At 65.1% G+C, this 23,243-nt stretch carries 27 protein-coding genes and 1 tRNA gene; 15 read left to right on the plus strand and 13 right to left on the minus strand.

The window, feature by feature from the left end; translation table 11 throughout:
- The first annotated feature begins 28 nt into the window (after positions 1 to 28).
- The 4 genes from JEY66_RS42805 (at position 29) to panE (ending at position 3,964) form a co-directional block, all read left to right on the plus strand.
- Entirely contained in the window at positions 29 to 616 is a 588-nt protein-coding gene (locus tag JEY66_RS42805; protein WP_018269342.1) for a DUF2239 family protein, read from the plus strand.
- A 242-nt stretch (positions 617 to 858) separates the two neighbouring features.
- A complete protein-coding gene (locus JEY66_RS42810) occupies positions 859 to 2,208 on the plus strand; it encodes an MATE family efflux transporter (RefSeq protein WP_370145613.1) in 1,350 nt (449 codons plus the stop codon).
- Between the two features lie 124 nt (positions 2,209 to 2,332).
- Entirely contained in the window at positions 2,333 to 2,938 is a 606-nt protein-coding gene (locus tag JEY66_RS42815; RefSeq protein WP_016841406.1) for a 2-hydroxychromene-2-carboxylate isomerase, read from the plus strand.
- Positions 2,939 to 3,046: 108 nt separating this feature from the next.
- Positions 3,047 to 3,964, plus strand: a complete 918-nt coding sequence (panE, locus tag JEY66_RS42820) for a 2-dehydropantoate 2-reductase (protein WP_016841407.1) — start codon at positions 3,047 to 3,049, stop codon at positions 3,962 to 3,964.
- 146 nt (positions 3,965 to 4,110) lie between these two features.
- On the opposite strand, the gene JEY66_RS42825 is transcribed toward panE, so the two are convergent.
- The 3 genes from JEY66_RS42825 to JEY66_RS42835 form a co-directional block, all read right to left on the minus strand.
- Positions 4,111 to 4,692, minus strand: a complete 582-nt coding sequence (locus JEY66_RS42825) for a c-type cytochrome (RefSeq protein ID WP_016841408.1) — start codon at positions 4,690 to 4,692, stop codon at positions 4,111 to 4,113.
- A 259-nt stretch (positions 4,693 to 4,951) separates the two neighbouring features.
- Positions 4,952 to 6,229: a PQQ-dependent sugar dehydrogenase gene (locus JEY66_RS42830; protein ID WP_016841409.1), complete on the minus strand. Its 1,278-nt coding sequence runs from the start codon at positions 6,227 to 6,229 to the stop codon at positions 4,952 to 4,954.
- Positions 6,230 to 6,496: 267 nt separating this feature from the next.
- The gene (locus tag JEY66_RS42835) at positions 6,497 to 7,009 is read right to left on the minus strand and encodes a DUF2865 domain-containing protein (RefSeq protein WP_240536767.1); all 513 of its coding nucleotides are present in this window, start codon (positions 7,007 to 7,009) and stop codon (positions 6,497 to 6,499) included.
- Between JEY66_RS42835 and JEY66_RS42840 the strand changes: the two genes are divergently transcribed.
- On the plus strand, positions 7,008 to 7,274 hold the full coding sequence (locus JEY66_RS42840; protein WP_162136721.1) for a hypothetical protein: 267 nt from the start codon (positions 7,008 to 7,010) through the stop codon (positions 7,272 to 7,274). The two genes, JEY66_RS42835 and JEY66_RS42840, sit on opposite strands and share 2 nt — an antisense overlap.
- Before the next feature lie 144 nt (positions 7,275 to 7,418).
- Here JEY66_RS42840 and JEY66_RS42845 read toward each other — a convergent pair.
- Positions 7,419 to 7,493 (minus strand) — tRNA-Gly (locus JEY66_RS42845).
- Positions 7,494 to 7,653: 160 nt separating this feature from the next.
- On the minus strand, positions 7,654 to 8,145 hold the full coding sequence (locus tag JEY66_RS42850; RefSeq protein WP_018269340.1) for an SRPBCC family protein: 492 nt from the start codon (positions 8,143 to 8,145) through the stop codon (positions 7,654 to 7,656).
- 218 nt (positions 8,146 to 8,363) lie between these two features.
- Between JEY66_RS42850 and trxA the strand changes: the two genes are divergently transcribed.
- Together trxA and JEY66_RS42860 are read left to right on the plus strand one after the other, a co-directional pair.
- Positions 8,364 to 9,284: a thioredoxin gene (trxA, locus tag JEY66_RS42855; protein ID WP_026192069.1), complete on the plus strand. Its 921-nt coding sequence runs from the start codon at positions 8,364 to 8,366 to the stop codon at positions 9,282 to 9,284.
- A gap of 30 nt (positions 9,285 to 9,314) precedes the next feature.
- Complete coding sequence (locus JEY66_RS42860) at positions 9,315 to 9,989, plus strand: LON peptidase substrate-binding domain-containing protein (RefSeq protein ID WP_016841413.1); 675 nt, start codon at positions 9,315 to 9,317, stop codon at positions 9,987 to 9,989.
- Between the two features lie 85 nt (positions 9,990 to 10,074).
- On the opposite strand, the gene JEY66_RS42865 is transcribed toward JEY66_RS42860, so the two are convergent.
- The 6 genes from JEY66_RS42865 to JEY66_RS42890 form a co-directional block, all read right to left on the minus strand.
- On the minus strand, positions 10,075 to 10,629 hold the full coding sequence (locus tag JEY66_RS42865) for a cytochrome b/b6 domain-containing protein (RefSeq protein WP_016841414.1): 555 nt from the start codon (positions 10,627 to 10,629) through the stop codon (positions 10,075 to 10,077).
- 10 nt (positions 10,630 to 10,639) lie between these two features.
- Positions 10,640 to 10,936, minus strand: coding sequence for a PepSY domain-containing protein (locus JEY66_RS42870; RefSeq protein WP_018269339.1), 297 nt, complete (start codon positions 10,934 to 10,936; stop codon positions 10,640 to 10,642).
- A gap of 222 nt (positions 10,937 to 11,158) precedes the next feature.
- Positions 11,159 to 13,693: a bifunctional diguanylate cyclase/phosphodiesterase gene (locus tag JEY66_RS42875; RefSeq protein ID WP_026192067.1), complete on the minus strand. Its 2,535-nt coding sequence runs from the start codon at positions 13,691 to 13,693 to the stop codon at positions 11,159 to 11,161.
- Between the two features lie 161 nt (positions 13,694 to 13,854).
- The gene (locus tag JEY66_RS42880) at positions 13,855 to 14,277 is read right to left on the minus strand and encodes a PaaI family thioesterase (protein ID WP_016841417.1); all 423 of its coding nucleotides are present in this window, start codon (positions 14,275 to 14,277) and stop codon (positions 13,855 to 13,857) included.
- Complete coding sequence (locus tag JEY66_RS42885) at positions 14,274 to 15,080, minus strand: crotonase/enoyl-CoA hydratase family protein (protein ID WP_016841419.1); 807 nt, start codon at positions 15,078 to 15,080, stop codon at positions 14,274 to 14,276. The genes JEY66_RS42880 and JEY66_RS42885 overlap by 4 nt, the downstream gene beginning before the upstream one ends.
- An 11-nt stretch (positions 15,081 to 15,091) precedes the next feature.
- A complete protein-coding gene (locus JEY66_RS42890) occupies positions 15,092 to 15,442 on the minus strand; it encodes a hypothetical protein (RefSeq protein ID WP_018269338.1) in 351 nt (116 codons plus the stop codon).
- Between the two features lie 94 nt (positions 15,443 to 15,536).
- Here JEY66_RS42890 and JEY66_RS42895 point away from each other — a divergent pair, with 94 nt between their 5' ends.
- Together JEY66_RS42895 and JEY66_RS42900 are read left to right on the plus strand one after the other, a co-directional pair.
- Complete coding sequence (locus JEY66_RS42895; protein ID WP_016841421.1) at positions 15,537 to 16,073, plus strand: TetR/AcrR family transcriptional regulator; 537 nt, start codon at positions 15,537 to 15,539, stop codon at positions 16,071 to 16,073.
- A 107-nt stretch (positions 16,074 to 16,180) separates the two neighbouring features.
- Positions 16,181 to 16,378 carry a Trm112 family protein gene (locus JEY66_RS42900; protein WP_018269337.1) on the plus strand — a complete coding sequence of 66 codons (198 nt, stop codon included), beginning with the start codon at positions 16,181 to 16,183 and terminating at the stop codon, positions 16,376 to 16,378.
- 108 nt (positions 16,379 to 16,486) lie between these two features.
- Here the strand turns inward: JEY66_RS42900 and JEY66_RS42905 are convergent, their stop codons facing one another.
- On the minus strand, positions 16,487 to 17,707 hold the full coding sequence (locus JEY66_RS42905) for a ubiquinone biosynthesis hydroxylase (protein ID WP_026192066.1): 1,221 nt from the start codon (positions 17,705 to 17,707) through the stop codon (positions 16,487 to 16,489).
- 116 nt (positions 17,708 to 17,823) lie between these two features.
- Between JEY66_RS42905 and tesB the strand changes: the two genes are divergently transcribed.
- Complete coding sequence (tesB, locus tag JEY66_RS42910) at positions 17,824 to 18,687, plus strand: acyl-CoA thioesterase II (RefSeq protein WP_016841424.1); 864 nt, start codon at positions 17,824 to 17,826, stop codon at positions 18,685 to 18,687.
- An 87-nt stretch (positions 18,688 to 18,774) separates the two neighbouring features.
- Here the strand turns inward: tesB and JEY66_RS42915 are convergent, their stop codons facing one another.
- A complete protein-coding gene (locus JEY66_RS42915) occupies positions 18,775 to 19,665 on the minus strand; it encodes a DUF4339 domain-containing protein (protein WP_016841425.1) in 891 nt (296 codons plus the stop codon).
- A 329-nt stretch (positions 19,666 to 19,994) separates the two neighbouring features.
- Between JEY66_RS42915 and JEY66_RS42920 the strand changes: the two genes are divergently transcribed.
- From JEY66_RS42920 to JEY66_RS42940, 5 genes are all read left to right on the plus strand, one after another.
- Positions 19,995 to 20,333, plus strand: coding sequence for a P-II family nitrogen regulator (locus JEY66_RS42920; protein WP_016841426.1), 339 nt, complete (start codon positions 19,995 to 19,997; stop codon positions 20,331 to 20,333).
- A gap of 83 nt (positions 20,334 to 20,416) precedes the next feature.
- The gene (locus JEY66_RS42925) at positions 20,417 to 21,736 is read left to right on the plus strand and encodes an ammonium transporter (protein ID WP_026192065.1); all 1,320 of its coding nucleotides are present in this window, start codon (positions 20,417 to 20,419) and stop codon (positions 21,734 to 21,736) included.
- Between the two features lie 155 nt (positions 21,737 to 21,891).
- A complete protein-coding gene (locus JEY66_RS42930; protein ID WP_016841428.1) occupies positions 21,892 to 22,206 on the plus strand; it encodes an ArsR/SmtB family transcription factor in 315 nt (104 codons plus the stop codon).
- A complete protein-coding gene (locus JEY66_RS42935) occupies positions 22,203 to 22,559 on the plus strand; it encodes an SRPBCC family protein (RefSeq protein ID WP_016841429.1) in 357 nt (118 codons plus the stop codon). The genes JEY66_RS42930 and JEY66_RS42935 overlap by 4 nt, the downstream gene beginning before the upstream one ends.
- 52 nt (positions 22,560 to 22,611) lie before the next feature.
- Positions 22,612 to 23,238 carry an ATP-dependent Clp protease proteolytic subunit gene (locus tag JEY66_RS42940; protein WP_016841430.1) on the plus strand — a complete coding sequence of 209 codons (627 nt, stop codon included), beginning with the start codon at positions 22,612 to 22,614 and terminating at the stop codon, positions 23,236 to 23,238.
- Positions 23,239 to 23,243 lie beyond the last annotated feature (5 nt).

The raw sequence follows: 23,243 nt of genomic DNA on the forward strand, positions 1-23,243 counted from the left end.
GGTGTCAGCGCAATCGGAAAGGTCTACCATGAATCCTGCCTATGTCGCCTTCGAAGGCGAGCATCGCATCGGCGCCGGTGACCTTCCGGAGGTTGCACGCGCCGCCAAGCAACTGCTTGACCGGCGCAAGGACGCCGCGATCCTGGTGTTCAACGGCCGCACCTCGGCGCTGGTCGATATCGATTTCCGCGGCTCGGTCGACGACGTGCTGGCGCGGCTGCCGAGGCTCGCGCCGGCGCCCGGCGAGGAGCCGGCGGCGCCGACCGCGCCGCGCGGGCCCGGTCGGCCAAAGCTTGGCGTCGTCGCGCGCGAGATCACGCTGCTGCCGCGGCATTGGGACTGGCTCGCGCAGCAGAAGGGCGGCGCATCGGTCGCGATCCGCAAGCTGATCGACGAGGCACGGCGCTCCAGCGGCGACAAGGACCGCACCCGCAGCGCGCAGGATGCCGCCTATCGCTTCATGACTGTCATGGCCGGCAACCGGCCGAACTATGAGGATGCGATCCGCGCCCTGTTCGCCCACGACCGGCGCCGCTTTGCGACGCTGATCGCGGACTGGCCGGCCGATATTCGCGATCACGCGATCCGGCTCGCCTATAGCGATCAAGCGGACTGATGCCCGATGAACTAATGTCGACGGGCAACCGCGAGCGAGATGCGCCCCCTCTCCCGCTTGCGGGGGAGGGCTGGGGTGGGGGTTTTGCCACGCAGAGATTCTTTCCGGTGGAGAGAGCCCCCACCCGGATCGCATCTGTCGATGCGATCCGACCTCCCCCGCAAGCGGGAGAGGTGCAGCGAGTGTGCCGCCTGATCTAGGACGTACCAGCCAGGTGCCTGGTCAATTTTTGGAAGTTGAACGTGTCCAACCCACCCTCCCTGCGCAAAGCCTTCCTCGCCTTCCTCGCGCCGATGCTGCTCAGCAACGTGCTGCAGTCGCTGTTCGGCACCATCAACGGCGTCTATCTCGGCCAGATGATCGGCGTCGACGCGCTCGCGGCCGTCTCGGTGTTCTTTCCGGTGATGTTCTTCTTCATTTCCTTCGTGATCGGCCTGAGCGCCGGCGCCTCGGTCATGATCGGCCAGGCCTGGGGCGCGGGCGAGCCCGACCGGGTGAAAGCGGTCGCCGGCACCACCATGACCGTGACGCTGCTGCTCGCGCTGGCGATCGCGGTCCTCGGCGGCCTGTTCGCCCGCCCGCTCTTGATCGCGCTCGCGACACCATCCGACGTCCTCGACGCCGCGGTGGCCTATGCGCGGATCATGATGATCACGATGCCCATAACCTTCGCATTCCTGCTGCTGACGGCGATGATGCGCGGCGTCGGCGACACCGTGACGCCGCTGGTTGCGCTGACGGTCTCGACCACCGTCGGCCTGGTAGTGACGCCGGCGCTGATCCGCGGCTGGCTCGGCCTGCCGATGCTCGGCGTCGCCAGCGCTGCCATCGCCTCCGCGGTCTCGGGCGTGGTCACGCTGCTGTGGCTGCATGTTCATATGCTGCGGCACCGCCATGCACTGGCCTTCGACGCCGCATTCCTGCGCGCGATGCGGCCGAACGGCGCCCTGCTGCGCATCGTGCTGCGGCTCGGCATTCCGACCGCGATTGGCATGGTGGTGGTCTCGCTCGCCGAGCTGGTGCTGCTCGGCCTCGTCAACGGTTTCGGCTCGGACGCGACCGCGGCCTATGGCGCAGTCAACCAGGTGATCGGCTATGTGCAGTTTCCGGCGATCTCGATCGCAATATCGGTGTCGATCTTCGGCGCGCAGGCGATCGGCCGCGGCGATTCCGCCCGGGTCGGCGCCATCGTCAGGACCGGGATCGAGATGAATCTCGCGCTGACCGGCGGGCTGGTCGTGCTCGGCTATCTCTTCGCGCGGCCGCTGATGGGCTTCTTCATCGTCGACAATGCCGTGCTCGCGCTGGCGCAGCAGCTCTTGTACATCGTGCTGTGGAGCATGGTGCTATTCGGCATGGCGACGGTGTTTTCGGGCGCGATGCGCGCCGGCGGCACGGTGTGGATGCCGCTGTTGCTCTCGACCCTGGCGATCGCGGTGGTCGAGGTGCCGGTCGCGATCCTGCTCAGCCGCGCCAGCGGCGTCAGCGGCATCTGGATCGCCTATCCCGTCACCTTCGCAACCATGTTCGTGCTGCAGATGGCCTATTACGCCCTGGTATGGCGCAAGCAGACCATCAAGCGGCTGATTTGACATCGCGCGCCGCGGCTCACATGATGATTATCATATTCTACTGATGGCGCCTGCGACAGCAGGTCCATGCTAGACAAGCCGTGCTAAACAAGTCCAAACGAGACAAGCCGAGGGAGAGACCGTCGTGAGCCAAAATCCGCAATTCCTGTTCGATTTCGGCAGCCCCAACGCCTTCCTCAGCCATGAAGCGATCCCGGCAATCGAAAAGCGCACCGGCGTCAAGTTCGAATATGTCCCGATCCTGCTCGGCGGCATCTTCAAGGCCACCAACAACAAGTCGCCAGCCGAGACGCTGGCGGGCGTCAAGAACAAGCCCGAGTTCATGAAGATCGAGACGGAACGCTTTCTCAAGCGCTTCAACGTCAAGCCCTACACCTGGAACCCGTTTTTCCCGGTCAATACGCTGAACCTGATGCGCGCGGCGGTCGCCGCCCAGTTCGAGGGCGTGTTCGAGAAATATATCGAGGCCGCCTTCCACCACATGTGGGTCGAGCCGAAGAAGATGGACGATCCTGAGGTCGCCGGCAAAGCCATCGCCTCCTCCGGCCTTGACGCCGCAAAACTGTTCGCCCGCGCGCAAGACGCGGATGTGAAGGCCAAGCTGATCGAATATACCTCATCCGCCGTCGAGCGCGGCGCGTTCGGCTCGCCGACCTTTTTCGTCGGCAACGAGATCTTCTTCGGCAAGGAGCAGCTGCGCGAAGTCGAGGAAATGGTATCGGGAAAGTGAGATGAGCGAACGGCGAGTAGCGAATAGTCGAACAGCATCCCTATCTATTCGCCACTCCCATTCGCCATTCGCCCGCGGGCGGCGAACAACAAAGAAGGACAAATTCCCATGCGCGTTCTCGTGGTCGGCGCCGGTGCGATCGGCGGTTATTTCGGTGGCCGGATGCTTCAGGCCGGCCGCGACGTCACCTTCCTGGTGCGCCCGCGCCGCGCCTCCGAGCTCGCCTCCGCCGGGCTCGTGATCAAGAGCCCGAACGGCGATGTCACGCTGAACAACCCGCCGACCGTGCAGGCCGACAAGCTGTCGGACAAGTTCGACGTCGTGCTGTTGAGCTGCAAGGCGTTCGATCTCGAGGATGCGATCAAGTCCTTTGCGCCCGCCGTCGGCGACAAGACCGCGATCATCCCGCTGCTCAACGGCATGCTGCATCTCGATGCGCTCGACAAGACGTTCGGAGCTCAGCATGTGCTCGGCGGTCTGTGCGCGATCGCGGCGACGCTGAACGAGAAGCGCGAGGTAGTGCAGCTGCAGCCGATGCAGTCGCTCGGCTTCGGCGAGCGCGCCGGCGGGTTGTCGGACCGGGTGCGCGCGATCGCCGAGACCTTCTCGGCGATCAACGGCGCCAACGCCAGCGAGCATGTGATGCAGGACATGTGGGAGAAATGGGTGTTCCTGGCGTCGCTCGCCGCCTCCACCAGCCTGATGCGGACCTCGGTCGGCAACATCCTGGCCGCGCCCGGCGGCAAGGATTTCCTGCTCGGCATCCTCGACGAATGCAGCGCGATCGCCGCCGACGCCGGCCATGCCCCGGGCGGCCCGTTCTTCCAGCGGACCCGCGGCCTCCTGACCACCGAGGGCTCGCCGATGACCGCATCGATGTTCCGCGACATCAAGGCGGGGCTGCCGGTCGAGGCCGATCACGTGATCGGCGACCTGGTCGTGCGCGCCGACGCCGCCAAGATCCCGGTGCCGAAGCTGCGCACGGCCTACACGCACCTCAAGGCGTATGAGAAGCAGCGGGGATGAATCTATTCCCGTCGTCCCGGCGAAGGCCGGGACCCACACGCCGCGGCCTCTCGATTCGAGGCGGTGCAGGTTGATATCCGTTCAAGACAATTGAAGCCGGTGGTTCTGGGTCCCGGCCTTCGCCGGGACGACCACATGATTTGCGGCTACAGATGCGCCAGATAATGCGCGAGCGCGGTGATCTCCTCGTCGCTCAGCGGATAGGCGACATCGGCCATCGCGGCCTGTGCCCCACCGGAGCGCAGGCCCGACTTGTAATCGTGCAGCGCCTTGACGAGATAATCCTCGCGCTGGCCGGCGATGCGGGCGACCGCCTTGGTACCGGCAAACGTATCGCCATGGCATGAGGCGCAGCGGCGGCCGGCGGCGGCCTGCTTGCCCTTTTCGGACAAGTCCGGATTGTCGTCCTTGCCGCCCTTGAACGGGGTCAGCGACGCGAAATAGGCGCCAAGATTTCGGATGTCGTCGTTGTTGAGCTGCTCGACGATCGGCTGCATCTGCTCGTTCTTGCGCGCGCCGGCGCGGAAGAACACCAGCTGCCATTGAACGTACTGGTCGAGCTGGCCGGCGAGCGAGGGAATGTTCTCGGTCTGCGAGATGCCGTTCTCGCCGTGACAAGCGGCACAGATTTCGGCCTTCGCCTTGCCGGCGACGACATCGGCGGCATTGGCAAAAGGAACCATCGCGATGGCCGAGGCGAGCAGAATTCCGAGGGTCACAAGGCGCATTGCCAGGTTTCTCCGTGTGTCATTGCCGGGCTCGACCCGGCAATCCATCTGGCTTGAAGACGGTTTCTTGGTTTGGATGGATGCCCGGATCCCGTCTTCGCCAAGGCTTCGACGAGGCTCCGGTCTCAGGCACGCCGTAGCCTTGGCGAAGGCGGCAGGTCCGGGCATGACGAGTGCGTTCCTTTGCGGGCGTGCCCGAACCACGCGAATGAGGCTGCGGTCACCTCACGGCCACCGCAGCCTCACATTGTTTCAACCGTTACTTCTTGCTGTAGCTGATGCGATAGATCGCACCGGCCCAGTCGTCGGCGACGAGGATCGAGCCATCCTTGTCGAGCAGGATGTCGGCGGGACGGCCGAGATAACCCTGGTCACCCTGGATCCAGCCGTCGGCGAAGATTTCCTGCTTCGCATTCTTGCCGTCGGGGCTCGCGGTGATCTTCACGATGCGGCCGCCCTGGTACTTGTGCCGGTTCCAGGAGCCGTGCTCGGCGATCAGGATGCTGTTCTTGTACTCGGCCGGGAATTGGCTGCCGGTATAGAACTTCATGCCGAGCGGAGCCACGTGCGCGCCGAGCTTGTACGCCGGCGGGGTGAACTCCGAGCATTTGTGTCCCATCGCGAACTTGGCATCGGGCAGATCGCCCTGGTGGCAATAGGGATAGCCGAAATGCTCACCGATCTTGTTGATCACGTTGAGCTTGTCGCTCGGCAGATCGTCGCTGACCCAGTCGCGGGCGTTTTCGGTGAACCAGTACTTGCCGGTGCGCGGGTCGACGTCGCCGCCGACCGAGTTACGCACGCCGAGCGCATAGATTTCCGCGTTGCCGGTCTTGGGATCGACACGGCGGATCTGCGACACCGAGGTCGGCGGGATGCCGATGTTGAAGGGAGGTCCGAACGGAATGTAGAACCAGCCGTCCTTGTCGACGGCGATGTATTTCCAGCCATGCGCCGCGTAGGACGGCATGTCGTCATACACCACCTTGCCGCTGCCGAGATTGTCGAGATTGGCTTCGGCATTGTCGTACCGGATCAACTTGTCGACCGCGATGACATAGAGCGCGCCGTCGCGGAACGCGAGGCCGGTCGGCATGTTGAGGCCCTTGAGGATGGTCTTGACCTCTTTCTTGCCGTTGTTGTCCTTGATCGCATAGACGTTGCCGAGGCCGAACGAGCCGACGAACAGCGTGCCCTTGTCGCCCCAGGCCATCTGCCGCGCCGCGAGTACGTTCGAGGCATAGACCTCAATCTTGAAGCCCGGCGGCAGCTTGATCTTCTTCATCATCGCCGCGAGCTCGGAATCGGACGCGCCGGTCGGCGGACCGGACGGCGGGGCAAGGCCCTTCTGCGCTTCGGTCTCGTCGCCGAGGAACCAGTCATCCGGCGGATGGGTCCAGAATTCCTTGGTGCCGGACTCGTACTTCTTCAGCGCACGATTCTTGTCTGTTTGTTGCTGTGCATTGGCGAAGGTCGTCCCCGCCAGCAGCGCAATCGCCGCGAACGCAAGTATTGATCGATTGAAAGCCGATTTCATCGCGTCACTCCCCTATGCAAGCCGTTGCAGCTTGCCTGTTATTGATTTTGAACGCCCTGAGAGATGATGGTGGCGGTCTGTAAGGTAGGTCAGACGGCAAAATGGTAGCACATCCAACGACGCTGAAAAGCGCAGCGCCGGTGTGCGCTGCGTCAAAACTAGTTGAGACGATATTTGAGACGAAATTTTCCTGAGCAGCCTGCCCGATAACAAGGCATTCTGCACCGCAGCGTGATATTCGAATGAAGCTAACGCTCGTGGTCGCCGCTATCGCGACGACAGGCGCGCCAGACCGAGCGCCTGCGCCTTGGCCTTCGACAGCGGCCTGAACAACACGCTGCGCCGCTGCCCGCTCGTGATCGCAGCGATCTTGAAGCCGTCATCGGCGGCGATGATGTCGCCGGTCCGAAGCGTCATGTCGTCCTCGATCGCAATCGGCGACAGGCCGGTGGACGCGCCGGCGCTGCACGAGCATTGCGGCACCATCTCGCGCTGAAAGCGGAATGCATTTGCAAGCGTCTTGTAGGTCTCGCCCGCTTCGGTTCTGGCGCTGTCGATATCGGAGCCGGAGTACAGCTTCACCTCGGCGGCGGGACAGGCCGCCTCGCATGCCTTGACGTCCGCCGTCTCGCCCACGCGCGGCAGCGGAAAGAAGCGGCCGTCGCAGGTCCTGACGCAGAAGTTTTGCTGGCCGCCCCGGTGCGACCGCGTCGTGATGTAGACCCGCGCTCGCGGCCGTTCGGCCGCCTCGAAGTCAGGCGCCGGCCCAAAGCCAGGCATGGGAGAGAAGCTGGGCGTCGGGGCATACGCCGAGTCGCTCGGCAATTGCTGCGCCGATGCGCCCGAACATGTCCAGGCGCCGACGAGCACGACCAGCGCGGCGACGTTTGCGCGCACCGAGCGGCGATCTAACCCAGGAGCTGGCTTCCAACTGATCGACATCGTTCACGCGCTTGCCGCGCCGGCAAAACCGGCCGCAACCATTGCAACGCCTACACAACCACAGATTTCTATCAGTTTTGAGAATGCATCGTTTGCCGGTTAACAAAAGCCGGAAACCGCCGCGGCGGGCCGCGACATCTTGACCTCGCAATCGCGGCTTGGAGATGCGGCCTCGGACCGGACAGCAAAAAGCCCGCGCCGATGGGCGGGCCTTCATCAGACTGTCAACTCGGTCAGCGAGAAGTTTTGGAGCGGGCGAAGGGGCTCGAACCCTCGACCCCGACCTTGGCAAGGTCGTGCTCTACCACTGAGCTACACCCGCATCCGAAATGGCGGCGATCGCTCGCCGGCAACGGCAGACCTATGCCAAAAGCTGTCTGTGAATGCAACACAAGAGCGTGGTCCGAACCTCACGAAATCACCCGGTTTCCCTAAAAATTGACCTCGAATCGGCCGAAACCGGCCGCGCCGCCGATTTCTTTTTAGATTTCCGCCGGAACCTGCCTCAAGGCCATCTCGTCCCGGAGCGATTCGAGCCAGGTCTCGAACCAGCCGGTCAGCGTCTGCGTCAGCTCGAGGCGGCGGGTCGGGTCGCAATCGAACACGGCCCACCATTCGATAAAGGCCCGGTCGCCGTCGATCACCGGGGTTACCCGCAGGGTCGCACTGAAATCCGTCACCGGCAGGGTCGGGGTGTCGACAAATTCGTAGATCTGGAAGCGCTCGACGTCGGACTGCGCGAGCAGCCGCTGCCGGATCCGCCGCTCCCGGTACAGCACATTGCGCACGGCCCCGACGGTATCGCCGGATTTGCCGTCCTCGATCTCGCTCGTCCCCGCGCCATGGACCCAGACCGGGTAATCGTTGAAATCGCGGATGATTTTCCAGACCTCGCCGGCCGGCTGCTCGAACACCGTGCTGTAATAGGCCTTTGCCACGGGCGCTCCCCTGCTGCCATGAAGGATCGCCATCATCGGCCGTTCCGCGGCCCCAACCCACCCGATCTCCGATGGAGGACAGGCGGCCAGGCGATTGAATTTTGCTGGCTGACTGCCATTTACCGAGCATGATCCCGGAAACCGGTTCCCACTTTTCCGGGATCATGCTCTAGCTGACAGAACGGCTGAACGTGCCGTTCCGGGCGTGCTAGAACGCCCCCGGATTTCCGACCTCAGAAGCAGGCGAGGACAACGTGACGATAATGGAGCAGGGCGGCCCCACGCCCGAGGCAGCGCCCGATCTGATCAAGGAGACGACGACCCAGACCTTCGTCAAGGACGTCATCGAGGAATCGCGCCGTCAGCCGGTCATGATCGACTTCTGGGCGCCGTGGTGCGGTCCCTGCCGCCAGCTCACGCCGATCCTGGAAAAGGCGGTTCGCAACGCCAAGGGCCGGGTCAAGCTGGTCAAGATGAATATCGACGAGCATCCGCAGATCCCCGGCCAGATGGGCATCCAGTCGATCCCGGCCGTGATCGCCTTCGTGGGCGGCCAGCCCGCCGACGGCTTCATGGGCGCGGTGCCGGAGAGCCAGGTCAACGCCTTCATCGAGAAGATCACCAAGGGCGTGCCGGCCGCCGGCGAGCCCAATCTCACCGAGATCTTGGCCGAGGCCGACGCCGTGCTTGCCGAGGGCGACGCCGCCCAGGCCGCGCAGATCTATGCCGAGGTGCTGGCGCACGACGCCACCAACATCGCGGCGCTCGCCGGCCTCGCCAAATGCTACGTCACGTCGGGTGCGATGGAGCAGGCCAAGCAGACGCTGGCGATGGTTCCGGAATCCAAGCGCAACGACGCCGCGGTGAAGGCGGTGCAGGCGGCGATCGATCTCGCCGAACAGGCGGAAGCGGTCGGCCCGGTCGCGGAGCTGGAACAGAAAGTCGCCGCAAACCCGCTCGATCATCAGGCCCGATTCGATCTCGCCACCGCGCTCAATGCGATGGGCAAGCGCACGGAGGCGACCGAGCAATTGCTCGCCATCGTCAGGCGTGACCGCAAGTGGAACGACGACGGCGCGCGCAAGCAGCTGGTGCAGTTCTTCGAGGCGTGGGGCGGCACCGATGAGGCAACCGTCGAGGGGCGCAAGCGGTTGTCGACCATCCTGTTCTCGTAAAGCACGCCCGTCACAGCAGCGGGACCGCAGATGCCGATCAATGCCGAATATCGCGGACCCGGCGAGCTCCCGGAGGTGATCCCGGTGTTCCCGCTGCCCGGCGCGTTGCTGCTGCCGCGCGGCCAGATGCCGCTCAACATCTTCGAGCCGCGATATCTCGCGATGATCGACGACGCACTGCGCGACGGCCATCGCCTGATCGGCATGATCCAGCCCGACGTGGCGCACTCGCAGAAAGAGGCGAAGCCGGCCCTGTTCCGGATCGGCTGCGTCGGCCGCATCACCCAGCTCGCAGAATCCGGCGACGGCCGCTACATCCTCGAGCTGACCGGCGTCGCGCGCTTCAAGGTGGTCGAGGAGCTCACCGTGCAGACGCCGTACCGGCAGTGCAAGGTCGACTTCTTCTCCTTCGCCGGCGACTTCACCGCGCGCAAGGGTGAGGAGGCCGTCGACCGCAAGGCGCTGCTCGAAGTGCTGGCCGATTTCCTGGAAGCCAACAATCTGAAGGTCGACTGGGAAGGGATCGAGTCCGCGCCCAACGAGGCGCTGGTCAATGCGCTGGCGATGATGTCGCCCTATGGCCCGGCCGAAAAGCAGGCGATGCTCGAGGCGCCGGACCTGAAGACCCGCGCCGAGATCCTGATCGCGGTCACCGAGATGGACCTCGCCAAGAAGCGCACCTCGGGCGACCCGCCGGTGCAGTAAGCATGATCCGGAAAAGTGCGAAGCGGTTTTCCGAAAAGATCATGCTCAAACAACGATCCCGCTTTAGGCTCGGCACCCTCCCCCATCAGCGATTGCGCAGTTGCTTGCGGCCGGTGAACATCGCGCGCACCAGGTTCTGACGCTGCAGCAAGCCGACCACGATGACCCCGAGCACGTGCAGGGCGACCAGGATGATGACCGCATCCGAGGCATAGGCGTGGGTGTCCTCGACCCACCAGACACCGAAGAAGGTCACGGTGACCTCCATCGCGCCCGTGATTGTCGAGATCGCAAGCAGGAACAGCAACGCCACCAGCATCACGGTGCCCGCGGGATTGAGCCCGATATAGCGCCCGGTGATGCCGCGGCGGAGATTCCAGATGTAGCGCGGCGCGGCGCGCAGGCGAACGCCGAGCCTGCCGAAACGCGCGTAGCGCGTGCCGGCAAAGCCCCAGATCAGCCGGAACGCCAGCAGCCCGATCACCGAATAACCCGCCAGCCGGTGCAGCCGGTCATAGGTGCCGGGCGTCACCCAGGCGACCAGGACGAGGATGGCGAGCGCCCAGTGCCACAGCCGCAGCGGCAGGTCCCAGACCTGCACGCTGGTCGCGCCGCGGGCGCCCGGCGCCGCCTTCGTCATCGCGCCTGCTTCACTTCGCGATGGTGTGCTTCAGGCTGAGGTCTTCCGGGCTGTAGAACAGCTCGTAGAGCTTGCCTTCCTTGACGCCGTACACCTCGTAGCAGGAGCCCTCGACCTTCGACCGGCGCACCTCGTAGCCGAGGGCCTTGGCCTTGGCTTCGGCTTCGCTTGCCGGCTTCCACGACGCCTTGTCGAGCTTGGTGCAATTCTTGTAGCCGTCGGCGAACGCCGCCGATCCGGTCAGCCCAAGAACGCTCCCAAGGACGCATGCTGCAAGCGCAGCGCTCAAAATCACTCTCACGCGCATTTCCCCTCCGTCGACAATCATGCCCACAACGCCTTCGCGCAGGGCACATGCGTGAAGAATGCTGAGGCGATTGCCAAGTCAAGGAAGCGCCGCAGAGGCTGGCTTTAGAGGAATTCTAACGGTCGCGAAAACCGCTTTGCGCTCCACGCGCAGTTTGGCTTTGACGGCGTGCTGCGGCCTTACGCCTCATGCGTATCGGGGCCGCCCGGCGCAGCCCGTCGATCAGGATGCGGCACCCGCCATGGCGAGACGAACCGCAGGCCGTTCGACCGCAGCCGGGGTTCGCCCGCCGATCATCTGTGCGACCTTCTCGCTCTGCACCGGCGGGCTGAAATGGAAGCCCTGCACTTCCACGCAGGCGTCGGCGCGGAGGATGTCGAGCTGCTCCCTGGTTTCGACGCCTTCGGCCGTCGTGGTCTTGCCGAGGCTGACGGCAAAGCGAACGATCGCGCGCGCGATCCGGCGCGACTCGTCGGATGCGCCGGAGAGCTCGGAGACGAAGCTGCGGTCGATCTTGACCTTGTCGAACGGAAACTTCTGCAGAAAGCTCAGCGACGAGTAGCCGGTGCCGAAATCGTCGAGCGCGATCCGCACCCCGAGATCGTGCAGCTGGCTGAGCGCGGTAAACACCGCTTCGCTGTCCTGAATGATGGCCGTTTCGGTGACCTCGAGCTCGAGGCGCTCCGGCGAAATTCCGGCACTCGCCAGCGCGTGCACGATCACCGGGACCAGCTCCGGACTCCTGAACTGCACAGGCGACAGGTTGATCGCGATCTTGAGGTCGTCGGGCCATTTGGCGGCTTCCGCACACGCGGTGCGCAGCACCCATTCCCCGAGCGGCACGATCAGGCCGGTCTCTTCCGCCAGCGGAATGAACTGCGCCGGGGATACCATGCCGCGTTGCGGATGGTGCCAGCGGAGCAGCGCCTCGAAGCCGCAGGTCTTCCCGCTCGCGACATGGATGAACGGCTGATAGTGCAGCTCGAACTCGCCATTGGCGAGCGCACTGCGCATGTCGCGCTCGAGGCCGCGCCGGGCCTGCAACAGCCGATCGAGCTCCGGCTCGAAGAAGCGGAACGAGCCCCGGCCACAGCTCTTGGCCGAGTAAAGCGCGAGATCGGCGCTGCGCAGCACCTCGTCCGAATCGGTGCCGTCGCGCGGTGCGATCGCAATGCCGATGCTGGTCGTGGTGGTCACCCGATGATCGCCGAGATCGATCGGCTCGCTGAGCGCCTTCCTGATCTTCTCGGCGAGCAGGCCCGCTTCCGTGACCGGATCGCCGACATGGTCGATCACCGCGAACTCGTCGCCGCCGAGCCGCGCGACCAGCGTCGTATCGCTGACGCACCTGCGCAAGCGGGCGGCCACCGACTTCAGCAACGCATCGCCCGCCGGATGCCCGAGCGTGTCGTTGACGTCCTTGAAGCGGTCGAGATCGAGCATCAGCACCGCAAGGCTCGGTCCGCCACACCGAGCACCGGAGAGCGCGCGCTCCATCCATTCCTTGAGCAGCACGCGATTCGGCAGATCGGTCAGCGCGTCGTGCTGCGCCATATAGGTGATCTTGGCCTCCGAGCGTCGCTGCTCGGTGACGTCGCGATGCGTCGCCACCCAGCCGCCGCCGGGCATCGGCTGCCGCGTCACGCAGATCAAGCGGCCGTCGGCGAGCTCGTCGACCCGGCTGCTGATCTCGCCGGCCGGGAGCGCGTTCAATGTCGCGAGCACCTGCATCGCGGCGCTGTCGCTGGTCTCGCCCTTGAGAATGCCGTTGGCTATGCGATGCCTGATGATCTCGCGATGGGCCGTGCCGGGCAGCAGCAATTCCGGCGGCAGCCGGTACATCTTGGCGTAGCGATCATTGCAAACGACGAGGCGCTTCTCCGCATTGAACATGCAGAGGCCCTCGCCCATGTGGTTGATCGCGGTATCCAGCCGGAACCTCTGCTCCTCCAGCGCCTTCTGCGACGCCTCGACCTGCTGTCGCGCCGACGAAAGCTGGCTGATGATCTCCTCGAAGCGACGGGTGCGAAGCGCCAGCCGGCGATCCGCGAGCACGCCGACCAGACTCATCCCGAGCACCGACAGCGCCACCCCGGCGATCACGATGGCGAGGAAGGCAGGCGAGAGCGACAGGGCCGCCGGAGCCTGCAACGGATCCGGAACGATCTCGACCGCGCCCATCGCGGTGAAATGATGCGACACGATCGCAAGCGTCAGCAGCAGCGCCGCGACGAGCGACATCCAGCGGTCCTGACGGCGGACCGCGATCGCCAGCGCGGCGTAGCCGAACAGCATACCGAGCACGACGGAGGCCGCCACGAGATCGAGCGACCAGACCACGCGGCCCGGCACCTCCAGCGCCCACATCCCGAGATAGTGCATGCTGGCGATACCGGCTCCGATCACGGCGCCGCCGACCGGCGCGCGCCAGCGGCTGGAGTCGCCGGCGGCAAGGCCGAGGCCGCCGGATGTCAGCATCATCGCCGCGGCGAGCGACAGCGCGGTGAGGACAATGCCGTAGCCGGTCGGGATTCCCGGCTCATAGGCCAGCATGGCGATGAAATGCGTTGCCCAGATGCCGTAGCCGATCGCGGCTCCCGCGATCGCAATCCAGATCAGCCGCGTCCTCGCCTGCGACGCAATTGCACGATGAAAAATATTGACGGCCACAATACTGGCAACGAAGCAGACCAGTCCGGCGAGCAGAACGAGCCGCCAGTCATGCTCACCTGAAAGGCACGTAAGAACACGAAACATGCGTCGGTCCATGGTTGTCCGTACGCACAGGCTAGGCTGATTGAATTGTCTTCTCGATAATATTCTGCAACTTTCAGTGGCATGGTTATCCGCGCGTAAGCCGATTCCGCACCGAAATTGATGGCTCCATAAATTTCACGGCCATACGCGATCCGCGCGACTCAGCCTGCCAGCGGAACGAGCACGGTTTCACCGGTTGCAACCAGCGAGGTCTCACCCTGCTCGTTCTCCGCAAAAAGTTCCGCGCGCGCGAAGACCTGCCTGCGTCCGGCACGCAATGTGGTGCCTTTGGCGATGAAGCAGCGGCCCAGCGCGGGCTTCAGGCAATTCATCGAGAAATGCGATGCGGTGACGGAACCCGCGATCGACGCCGCAGCAAAGCCGCAGGCGGTGTCGAGCAGCGCCGCGATCATTCCGGCGTGCAGATGTCCCGCGTATTGGGTGAGATCGTCGCGCCAAGGCATCCGTAGTTCCACTGTGCCGGTGCCGGCGGCGACGACCTCGAAGCCGGCAAGCCGGTTGAAGGCCGCCGACGCATTGGTCGCAACGAGACGTTCGAGATCGAAGCCCGGGCCAGTCGTCATGTAAAACTCCATTGCGGGGGCCGCCGCTCGAGATTCGCCCTGACGGCCTCGATGTGATTGGGCGAGCCGAGCAGAAGCGCCTGTTCGGCTGTTTCGGCTGCAAGTCCGGTCGCCGCATCGCGATCGGCTGCAAGATTGAGCAGCCGCTTGGCGGCGCGGATCGCATCCGGGCTGCGGTCCGCGATCGCGCGCGCCGTCTCCAGCGCCGCCTCGCGCGGCTGTTCGACGATCCGGGTGGCGAAGCCATACCCGAGCGCGTCGTCCGCGAAGAAGACGCGCGCGGTGTAGGTGAGTTCACGGACCACATCCTCGCGCGCGAGATGGCGCATCAGCTGCGTGCCGGCCATGTCGGGCACCAACCCCCATTTGGCCTCGGTGATCGCAAGGCGCGTGCCGGGTGCGAGATATCTGATGTCGGCACCGAGCATCAGCTGAAAGCCGCCGCCGAAGGCGATGCCGTGGACGGCGGCGATGACCGGCACCGGCAGCTCGCGCCAGAGCCACACCAGATGCTGCGCAAAGTTGGCAATCCCGTGGGTCCGCTGACCTAGATCGGCGAAGGGCAGGATGGATTCGCCCTCCGTCGTTGCGACCAGACGCTCCATGTCGAGGCCTGCGCAGAAGGCCTGCCCTTCGCCCGAGAGCACCACGGCGCGGAGCGTGCGGTTGTCCGCGAGCTGCGCGCCGATTTCGGCGATCGCGGCGAACATCGCCGGATCGAGCGCATTGAGCTTGTCCGGGCGGTTGAGCCTGACGTCCGCGACGCCATCGGCGATACTGAGGCTTATGCGATCGGTCGTCATGATCGGCCTCGCTAGTAGCCGGCGGCGGCGAGCGCCACCACGGCGCTCATCGCCATCCAGCCGAAGTGACGGAAGCGGGTCGCCACCGCGTTGGCGAGCGCCGCGACGCCGAACACGACACCGAGCGTCGCCACGATCCAGTGCCGCGCGGCATCGGAGGCCATCGCGGGTGCAGCGAGCAGCAGCACGCCGCCGCCGATCCAGGCGACGGTGCCGGCCTGATAGACCAGGCGAAGCAAGAGCCGCAGCCGCGGCGGCTCGACGGTGGCGCGGGCGAATATCCTGGTCTCGCCGAGCACGCCATGGATCAGGCTGACCAGAATGGCGACGACGCCGGCGCCCTGCAGCAGAAGATCACGCATCGCGATGCCTCCATACACTACTGTATGGATATGATACCGACTGCTGGCGCCTGTCAATACACTTGTGTATGGTGAACGGCGCGGACGGGGAACCATGACGGAACAGCTCTCGGTCAAGGACTGGCTCGATCAGGGCCTGAAGACGCTGGCGCGACGCGGCTTCACGGCGCTCAAGGCCGAGCCGCTGGCCAAGGCCATGGGCGTCTCGCGCGGCAGCTTTTACTGGCATTTCGCCGACATCGGCGCCTACCGCGCGGCGATCCTCACCCATTGGCGCGAGGTCGCGGCCGAGCAGGTGATCGCCGAGCTCGAGACCATTCCGGAAGGCGGCGACGCGCTGGCGCTGTTGCTGCGCCGCGCCTTCTCGGCGCGGCTGGCGCTGGAACGCGCCGTGCGCAGCTGGGCCACCGCCGATGCCGCGGCGCGCGCCGCCGTGCTCGAGGTCGACCAGCGCCGGATCGGCTATATCGAATCCCTGCTCCGGCAGGCCGGTTTCCCACACGACGTGGCGCGCGGCCGCGCGCAGATATTCTACTGGGCGTTCATCGGCTACGCGCTGTCCGAGCAGGCGCTGCCGAAGCCGCGTCAGCAGGCCGCGATCGACGAACTGCTGCGGATGGCCAGGCGCTGACAGCGCTTATTTGGATGTGCTACATCACCGGCCAGTTTGTTCTGACGCGTTTTCTTCACGCGAACCGGTGCCCACTTCGCTCGAAAACGCTCCAGTCGGAGACTCCCATGAATTCCACGACCGATCATCTCGAAAGCACCGCCGACCCAAAACTGCTGGAAATCCTGGTATGCCCGATCACCAAGGGACCGCTGGAATTCGACGCCGCGCGGCAGGAACTGATCTCGCGCTCCGCCAAACTCGCCTATCCGATCCGCGACGGAATCCCGATCATGCTGCCGGAAGAGGCGAGGAAGATCGATTGATGTAGGCGTAGCCCGGATGAAGCGCAGCGCAATCCGGGAAAGTCTCACCGCGGATAGTCTGCCCCGGATTTCGCTTCGCTTCATCCGGGCTACGGCACCAGGCAAGCGCTACAGCGCCTCGCCCTTCAGCAGCCGCGGTACCTCGCCTGACAGTCCCGCCGCCTGGCGGATGAACGTCTCCTTCAGCGGCGGCGCGCGATCGACGAGACCGAGGCCGATGTCGCGCACGGTGCGCAGCAGCGTCGATTCGTTGGAGAACAGGAAGTTCAGCGAGTTGGTGGCGACCCCCATCGCCATCGTGTCGAAGCGCCGCCAGCGCTGGTAGCGCTCGAGCACGTCGGCTTGGCCGAGGTCCATGCCGAGCCGCGCCGCATCGACCACGACCTCGGCGAGCGCAGCGACGTCCTTCAGGCCCATGTTGAGCCCCTGCCCCGCGATCGGATGGATCACATGCGCGGCATCGCCGATCAGCGCCAGCCGTTCGGCGATGAACGAGCGCGCGACGAAATAGCCGAGCGGGAAGGCGCGCGGCCTGTCGAGCGGCCTGATTTCGCCGAGATGCAGGCCGAAGCGCTGCTCGAGCTCGGCGTGGAATTGCTCTTCGTTCAAGGCGACAATGCGCGCGGCATCCTTGCGCGTCTCGGTCCACACCAGCGACGAGCGATTGCCGGTCAGCGGCAGGATCGCGAACGGCCCTGCGGGCAGGAAATGCTCCTCGGCGCGGCCGTGATGTTCGCGCTCGTGCCCGACCGTGACCACGATGCCGGACTGGTCGTAGTCCCAGCCATGGGTCGCAATCCCGGCGCGCTCGCGCAGCTTCGAGCGCGCGCCGTCGGCGGCAACCAGCAGGCTCGCATCGATCACGGTGCCGTCGGCCAGCGTGATGCTGACGCCGTCGGGGCGCGACGCGAAGCTCGACACCGCGGTGGCGCGCAGCTCGACGCCCTCGGCTTCGGCACGGCTCGCGAGCGCATCGATCAAATAGCGGTTCTCGACCATATGGGCGAACGGCTCGCCGGGCTCGACATTGCCGGCGAAGGTCAGGAACACCGGGCGCGTCGCGTCCTCCAGCCTGGAGTCGGTCACGACCATATCGGTGATCGGCTGCGCGGTCGGCGCCACCTGGCCCCAGACGCCGAGGGTCTCGAACAGCCGCCGGCAGGCCGCCACGATCGCGGTCGCGCGCGGATCGCGGCTCGGGCGCTGGCTCAGCGCCGGATCGGCCACGATGACCGGGATGTCCGGCCCAAGCCCCTGGCGCAGCGCCACGGCGAGCGCCAACCCTGCAAATGCGCCCCCGCAGATGACAATACTTCGCTGTGCCGGCATGCGATCCTTACTCGATTACGCCATCAAAGGAGACTTGCTACCTGATATTAGCTGGGCGAAACAGAGTTTAGAAACAAGGGCGGCTAACAGCCCCAATCGTCATTCCGGGGCCATCCATGTCCAAGAGCCTGATCGACCTGCTGTCCATCCTCGATCTCGAGCAGCTCGAGGTGAATTTGTTCCGCGGCAACAGCCCGAAGACGAGCTGGCAGCGGGTGTTCGGCGGCCAGGTGATCGGCCAGGCGATGGTGGCGGCCTGCCGCACCGTCGAGGGCCGGCTGCCGCACTCGATCCATTGCTACTTCATCCTGCCCGGCGATCCGCAGATCCCGATCATCTACCAGGTCGAGCGGCTGCGCGACGGCAAGAGCTACACCACCCGCCGCGTCACCGCGATCCAGCACGGCAACGCGATCTTCTCCATCATGGTGTCGTTCCATGCCGAGGAAGAGAGCAACTTCAATCATCAGGAGAAGATGCCCGACGTGCCGCCGCCGGAGAAGCTGACCGCGGAGGAGGTGTCGAAGCAGCCGATGTTCAAGGAGATGCCGGAGTTCATCCGCCGCTATTACGAGAGCGACCGGCCGATCGAGCTGCGCCCGGTCGAGCTCGGCCGCTATTTCGGCCAGAAGATCGACGACGGCCGCATCCATGTCTGGATCCGCACCGCCGCCAAGCTGCCCGACGATCCGGCGCTGCATCTGTGCGCGCTCGCCTATGCGTCGGATTTCTCACTGCTCGATGCCGTGATGGCGCGCTACGGCCGCACGCTGTTCGACAAGCGCATGATGCCGGCGAGCCTCGATCACGCGATGTGGTTTCACCGCCCGTTCCGCGCCGACGAATGGCTGCTCTACGCGCAGGACTCGCCGAGCGCGCAGTCAGGCCGCGGCCTGACGCGCGGCCTGATCTTCAAGCCCGACGGCACGCTGGTGGCGTCCGTCGCGCAAGAAGGTTCGGTGCGCGAGCGAAAGGCATAGGGCGCAGAACGCGATCCGGAAAAGCGCGGAGCGGTTTTCCGGAGAGCTCACGCTCGAACAGAGCCGGTCGGCACGATGAGATCGCGCTCACTGGCCGGCGTAGGCACCGCGCTCGGTCAGCGCGAATTGCGAAACGAACCAGTTGCCGTACCAGCGCAGCACCCACGGAATCGGGATCAGGAAGCCGCAGGCGATCGTGAACACGATGGTTCGCCACAGCACCTCGATGCCGGACGCGTTGAAGCTGACCTCGCGGCGCGTGCCGTCGATGTTGCGGCAGATCCAGCGCATCCAGGCGGTCAGCACCCAGGCCCAGCCGATGATGGTGATGGCCGAGACCACCATCGCCACGTACCAGCCGACATAGGCGACCGGGCTGCCCTTGAACGAGATCGGCAGGTCCTGGCCGCTCGAGCTGAGATGGCCGATGATCCAGCGCACGATCATCCAGCTCAGGAAGCCCTGCAGCAGCAGCGAGAGCAGCGTCACGATGTTGCTGTTGGCCGCGCCGGCATAGGTCAGAAGACCGAGCACGATGAAGACCCACCAGATGTCGAGCGGCTGCCCGGTGAAGGCGAAATGCGGGCGGCCCGGCACGCGGATATAGGGGATCGCAAAGCGGTACAGGCCGGTCGCGGTCCACGGCGCCGGGATGACGAGGATCTGGCCGATAAACATCAAGAGGCTGCGGCCGAACAGGCCCCAGATCGGGAAGTCGGCCGACAGTGCGCCGCCGCTATAGCTTCCGGACGCCACCACGGGCGGCGGTCCGCCGGCCTGCGGAAATGCCGGCGGCGCGCCGGCACTCGGGACGAGGCCCGGAATTTCCCCGGCCTTCTGCCAGCCGGCCATGCCCTCGGTCCACACCAAGGTGTCGGCCCCCACCATGCCCCGGGTGATCAGGTCGCGGAGCTGGGTTTCAGGCAGGGGGCCCTTTTGCTGGCCTTCGGATGCATAAAACCAGTTTCGGTTCGACATTTCTTGTTTCCTCGGGGCGCGCACAGGGACACGCGATAGGCGAAACGAACCAGCAGGACCGCTGGCCGGGGCGGGAAAGCCACATTGTGGCGGAGCGTTTCCAATCCGTACAGTGAGGGACCTCACGCGCTGCGCATGTTTTCCGCTTCAATCTGCAAGTTTTTTATGCCATTTGCCCAGAAAGCTGCCAGATTTGGCGGACGCGAAATGCCGCTCGGGGATGGCAAATTGCCGCTCCGGGAGGCAGCAGGTGCCGGCTCGCGGGACGGCAAGTTCCGCTCCGGGGATGGGCGCACACGGAAAACCTCAAGGGAATGAAGGCCTGAACCATGAAACTCGTCGTCGCGATCATCAAACCGTTCAAGCTCGATGAGGTGCGCCAGGCGCTGACCGCGATCGGCGTCCACGGCATGACGGTGACCGAGGTGAAGGGCTATGGCCGCCAGAAGGGTCACACCGAGATCTATCGCGGCGCCGAATATGTCGTGAACTTCCTGCCCAAGCTTCGGATCGAGATCGCCGTCGATACCGAGCTCGCCGACAAGGCGGTCAGCGTCATCACCCAGCACGCCCGCACCGGCCAGATCGGCGACGGCAAGATCTTCGTGACGCCGATCGACCACGCGCTGCGCATCCGCACCGGCGAAACCGACAACGACGCGCTCTGAGCTTTATCGAGATCATCGCCGGCAACGACGCCGGCGCTCGCCACAACCACACGCCAAGAAACGACGACCGCCGGGGAATGATGATGGGGGCACGAGCTCTTCGTGCAGCGATATCAGCTGCGCCGATCACTGCTGCAATCCTGCTCGCGCAGGCCACGCCAGCCTTCGCGCAAGACTCGGCATCCAGTTCCGGCGTCAACGCCGCCGACACCGCCTGGATGATCGTCGCCACCGCGCTGGTGCTGATGATGACGATCCCGGGACTGGCGCTGTTCTACTCCGGCATGGTGCGCAAGAAGAACGTGCTGGCGACGATGGCGCAGAGCCTCACCGCCGTTGCGCTCGTCTCGATCCTCTGGGTCACCTTCGGCTATTCGCTAAGCTTCGTCGGCGACGGTCCCTGGCTGGGCTCGCTCGATCGCTGGTTCCTGGCCGGCATCACCATGGACAGCATCAATCCGGCGGCGAAGACCATCCCCGAAGCGCTGTTCATGCTGTACCAGATGACGTTCGCGATCATCACGGTGGCGCTGGTCGCAGGCTCGGTCGCCGACCGCATGCGGTTCTCCGCCTATGTGCTGTTCTCGATCGGCTGGTTCATCTTCGCCTATGTGCCGCTGGCGCATTGGGTGTGGGGCGGCGGCTTCCTCGCATCGGCGGGCGTGCTGGATTTCGCCGGCGGTCTCGTGGTGCATCTCTCCGCCGGCATCAGCGGCCTGGTCGCGGCCAAGGTGATGGGCAACCGCCACGGCTATGGCCATGATAATCTTTCGCCGTTCGATCTGTCGCTCGCGGTGGTCGGCACCGGCCTGCTTTGGGTCGGCTGGTTCGGCTTCAACGGCGGTTCCGCGCTCGCGGCCAATTCGCGCGCGGTGATGGCGATCACTGCCACCCATCTTGCGGCCTGCGCCGGCGCGCTGACCTGGGGCGCGATCGAATGGGCGACGCGCCGCAAGCCGTCGGTGCTCGGCATGATCTCGGGTGCGGTTGCGGGGCTCGGCACCATCACCCCGGCATCCGGCTTCGTCGCGCCGTGGCACGGCGTCATCATCGGCATCATTGCCGGCCTGGTCTGCTTCTGGGCCTGCACCTGGCTGAAGCATCGCTTCAAATATGACGACTCGCTCGACGTGTTCGGCGTGCACGGCATCGGCGGCCTGACCGGCACGCTGCTTGCCGGCGTGTTCGCGGCATCGGCGATCGGCGGCACGTCCGGCCTGCTCGAGGGCAATCCGAAGCAGCTGCTGATCCAGCTCTACGGCGTCGCGGCCACCTTTGTCTGGTGCGGCGGCGTCACCTTCGTGCTGCTCAAGCTGGTCAGCGCCTTCGTCCCGCTGCGCGTCTCGATGCAGCAGGAGCTCGAAGGTCTCGACATCTCGCAGCATGGCGAGGCGCTGCAGTAGCAGCCGAGCTCGTTTCGCCTGGACACGATGGGCGCCGCGAGCGCGAATTCGCAAAACAACCCCATGCAAAGTATCCGAGCGCCGCGACGTCACGGCGCACGGCACGTGGATAATTCAGGCTTGCGCAACACATAAGTGCGTGCTTATGTGTAGCCATGGTCGACACCGACATCTTCAAGGCGCTGGCCGATCCGACCCGCCGCAAGGTCTTTGAGAAGCTGGCCGGCGGCAGCCTGAACGCCAGCGCCTTGCGCGACGGACTTGAGATCAGCCAGCCGGCGATGTCGCAGCATCTGGCGGTGCTGCGCGCGGCAGGGCTGGTGCGCGAGCAGCGCCAGGGCCGTTTCGTGAATTATGAGGTCGACCCGGACGGCATCGCCAGCATCGGGACCTGGCTCGCCCGCTACCGCGCCTATTGGCCGAAGCGCATCGAAGCGCTCTCCGATCTGCTGAAGGACATGGATCAATGAGCGACACAATTGAACCTGATCATGCCGACGCCGGCCTGGTGCTCGAATACGAGCTCGATGCACCGCCTGAAAAAGTCTGGCGTGCGGTGACCATTCCGGCCCTGCGCGAACGCTGGCTGCCGGATTGCGACCTCGCGGACGCTGAACCCCTCTCATCGATCGCCGGCGAAGAGGTGCGCTTCCGGCTGCGCGAGTCCGAGCCGCCGTTTCGGGAAAGCCATGTCACCTTCCGGATCGAGCCGAACGAGGCCGGCGGCACCCGCTTTCGCATCATCCAGCAAGCCTGCGACATCAGGGGAAAGCAGCCGCAACCGGCCAACAGCAACAACCGCGCAATGATGCGCGCGGCCTGATCCCCAACCTCACCTACCGAGACTTCATCACCTGCAGCAATGGAGGTCGCCGATGCGCGACATGATGCAACTCGTCCCTATGGTCATCGAACAGTCGAGCCGCGGCGAACGTTCCTTCGACATCTATTCCAGGCTCCTGCGCGAGCGCATCATCTTCCTGAACGGCGAGGTCAATGATGCGATGTCCGGACTGGTCTGCGCGCAGCTGCTGTTCCTCGAGGCCGAGAATCCACACAAGCCGATCAACCTCTACATCAACTCCTATGGCGGCGTGATCACCAGCGGGCTTGCGATGTACGACACCATGCAGTTCATCAAGGCGCCGGTGCACACGCTGTGCATGGGCACGGCGCGCTCGATGGGATCGTTTCTGCTGATGGCCGGCGAGCCCGGTCACCGCGCCGCGCTTCCGAATGCGAGCCTCCACGTGCATCAGCCGCTCGGCGGCTTCCAGGGCCAGGCGTCCGATATCCTGATCCATGCCACCGAAATGCAGGAGACCAAGCGGCGCATCATCCGGCTCTATGCGCAGCACTGCGGGCGGACCGAGGCCGACGTGGAACGGACCCTGGATCGCGATCACTTCATGTCCGCGCAGCAGGCGCTCGAATGGGGACTGATCGACAAGGTCTTCGCCGAACGCGACGCCGCCGAAAAACATGATCCGGTGCCGCGCTGATCTTC

The organism is Bradyrhizobium elkanii USDA 76 (assembly GCF_023278185.1).
In the GTDB taxonomy this organism is placed as follows: domain Bacteria; phylum Pseudomonadota; class Alphaproteobacteria; order Rhizobiales; family Xanthobacteraceae; genus Bradyrhizobium; species Bradyrhizobium elkanii.

What these genes read in the sequence shown, in the direction of transcription:
- JEY66_RS42805 (WP_018269342.1), top strand. Translation starts at nt 29, where the DNA reads ATGAATCCTGCCTATGTCGCCTTCGAAGGCGAGCATCGCATCGGCGCC.
- panE (WP_016841407.1), top strand. Translation starts at nt 3,047, where the DNA reads ATGCGCGTTCTCGTGGTCGGCGCCGGTGCGATCGGCGGTTATTTCGGT.
- JEY66_RS42890 (WP_018269338.1), bottom strand. Translation starts at nt 15,442, where the DNA reads ATGCGTGATCTTCTGCTGCAGGGCGCCGGCGTCGTCGCCATTCTGGTC.
- JEY66_RS42915 (WP_016841425.1), bottom strand. Translation starts at nt 19,665, where the DNA reads ATGTCGAACCGAAACTGGTTTTATGCATCCGAAGGCCAGCAAAAGGGC.
- JEY66_RS42940 (WP_016841430.1), top strand. Translation starts at nt 22,612, where the DNA reads ATGCGCGACATGATGCAACTCGTCCCTATGGTCATCGAACAGTCGAGC.
- JEY66_RS42885 (WP_016841419.1), bottom strand. Translation starts at nt 15,080, where the DNA reads ATGACGACCGATCGCATAAGCCTCAGTATCGCCGATGGCGTCGCGGAC.
- JEY66_RS42920 (WP_016841426.1), top strand. Translation starts at nt 19,995, where the DNA reads ATGAAACTCGTCGTCGCGATCATCAAACCGTTCAAGCTCGATGAGGTG.
- JEY66_RS42850 (WP_018269340.1), bottom strand. Translation starts at nt 8,145, where the DNA reads ATGATGGCGATCCTTCATGGCAGCAGGGGAGCGCCCGTGGCAAAGGCC.
- JEY66_RS42935 (WP_016841429.1), top strand. Translation starts at nt 22,203, where the DNA reads ATGAGCGACACAATTGAACCTGATCATGCCGACGCCGGCCTGGTGCTC.
- JEY66_RS42925 (WP_026192065.1), top strand. Translation starts at nt 20,417, where the DNA reads ATGGGGGCACGAGCTCTTCGTGCAGCGATATCAGCTGCGCCGATCACT.
- JEY66_RS42825 (WP_016841408.1), bottom strand. Translation starts at nt 4,692, where the DNA reads ATGCGCCTTGTGACCCTCGGAATTCTGCTCGCCTCGGCCATCGCGATG.
- JEY66_RS42895 (WP_016841421.1), top strand. Translation starts at nt 15,537, where the DNA reads ATGACGGAACAGCTCTCGGTCAAGGACTGGCTCGATCAGGGCCTGAAG.
- JEY66_RS42870 (WP_018269339.1), bottom strand. Translation starts at nt 10,936, where the DNA reads ATGCGCGTGAGAGTGATTTTGAGCGCTGCGCTTGCAGCATGCGTCCTT.
- JEY66_RS42930 (WP_016841428.1), top strand. Translation starts at nt 21,892, where the DNA reads ATGGTCGACACCGACATCTTCAAGGCGCTGGCCGATCCGACCCGCCGC.
- JEY66_RS42875 (WP_026192067.1), bottom strand. Translation starts at nt 13,693, where the DNA reads ATGTTTCGTGTTCTTACGTGCCTTTCAGGTGAGCATGACTGGCGGCTC.
- JEY66_RS42830 (WP_016841409.1), bottom strand. Translation starts at nt 6,229, where the DNA reads ATGAAATCGGCTTTCAATCGATCAATACTTGCGTTCGCGGCGATTGCG.
- JEY66_RS42905 (WP_026192066.1), bottom strand. Translation starts at nt 17,707, where the DNA reads ATGCCGGCACAGCGAAGTATTGTCATCTGCGGGGGCGCATTTGCAGGG.
- JEY66_RS42835 (WP_240536767.1), bottom strand. Translation starts at nt 7,009, where the DNA reads ATGCCTGGCTTTGGGCCGGCGCCTGACTTCGAGGCGGCCGAACGGCCG.
- tesB (WP_016841424.1), top strand. Translation starts at nt 17,824, where the DNA reads ATGTCCAAGAGCCTGATCGACCTGCTGTCCATCCTCGATCTCGAGCAG.
- JEY66_RS42880 (WP_016841417.1), bottom strand. Translation starts at nt 14,277, where the DNA reads ATGACGACTGGCCCGGGCTTCGATCTCGAACGTCTCGTTGCGACCAAT.
- JEY66_RS42865 (WP_016841414.1), bottom strand. Translation starts at nt 10,629, where the DNA reads ATGACGAAGGCGGCGCCGGGCGCCCGCGGCGCGACCAGCGTGCAGGTC.
- JEY66_RS42840 (WP_162136721.1), top strand. Translation starts at nt 7,008, where the DNA reads ATGGGAGAGAAGCTGGGCGTCGGGGCATACGCCGAGTCGCTCGGCAAT.
- JEY66_RS42900 (WP_018269337.1), top strand. Translation starts at nt 16,181, where the DNA reads ATGAATTCCACGACCGATCATCTCGAAAGCACCGCCGACCCAAAACTG.
- JEY66_RS42860 (WP_016841413.1), top strand. Translation starts at nt 9,315, where the DNA reads ATGCCGATCAATGCCGAATATCGCGGACCCGGCGAGCTCCCGGAGGTG.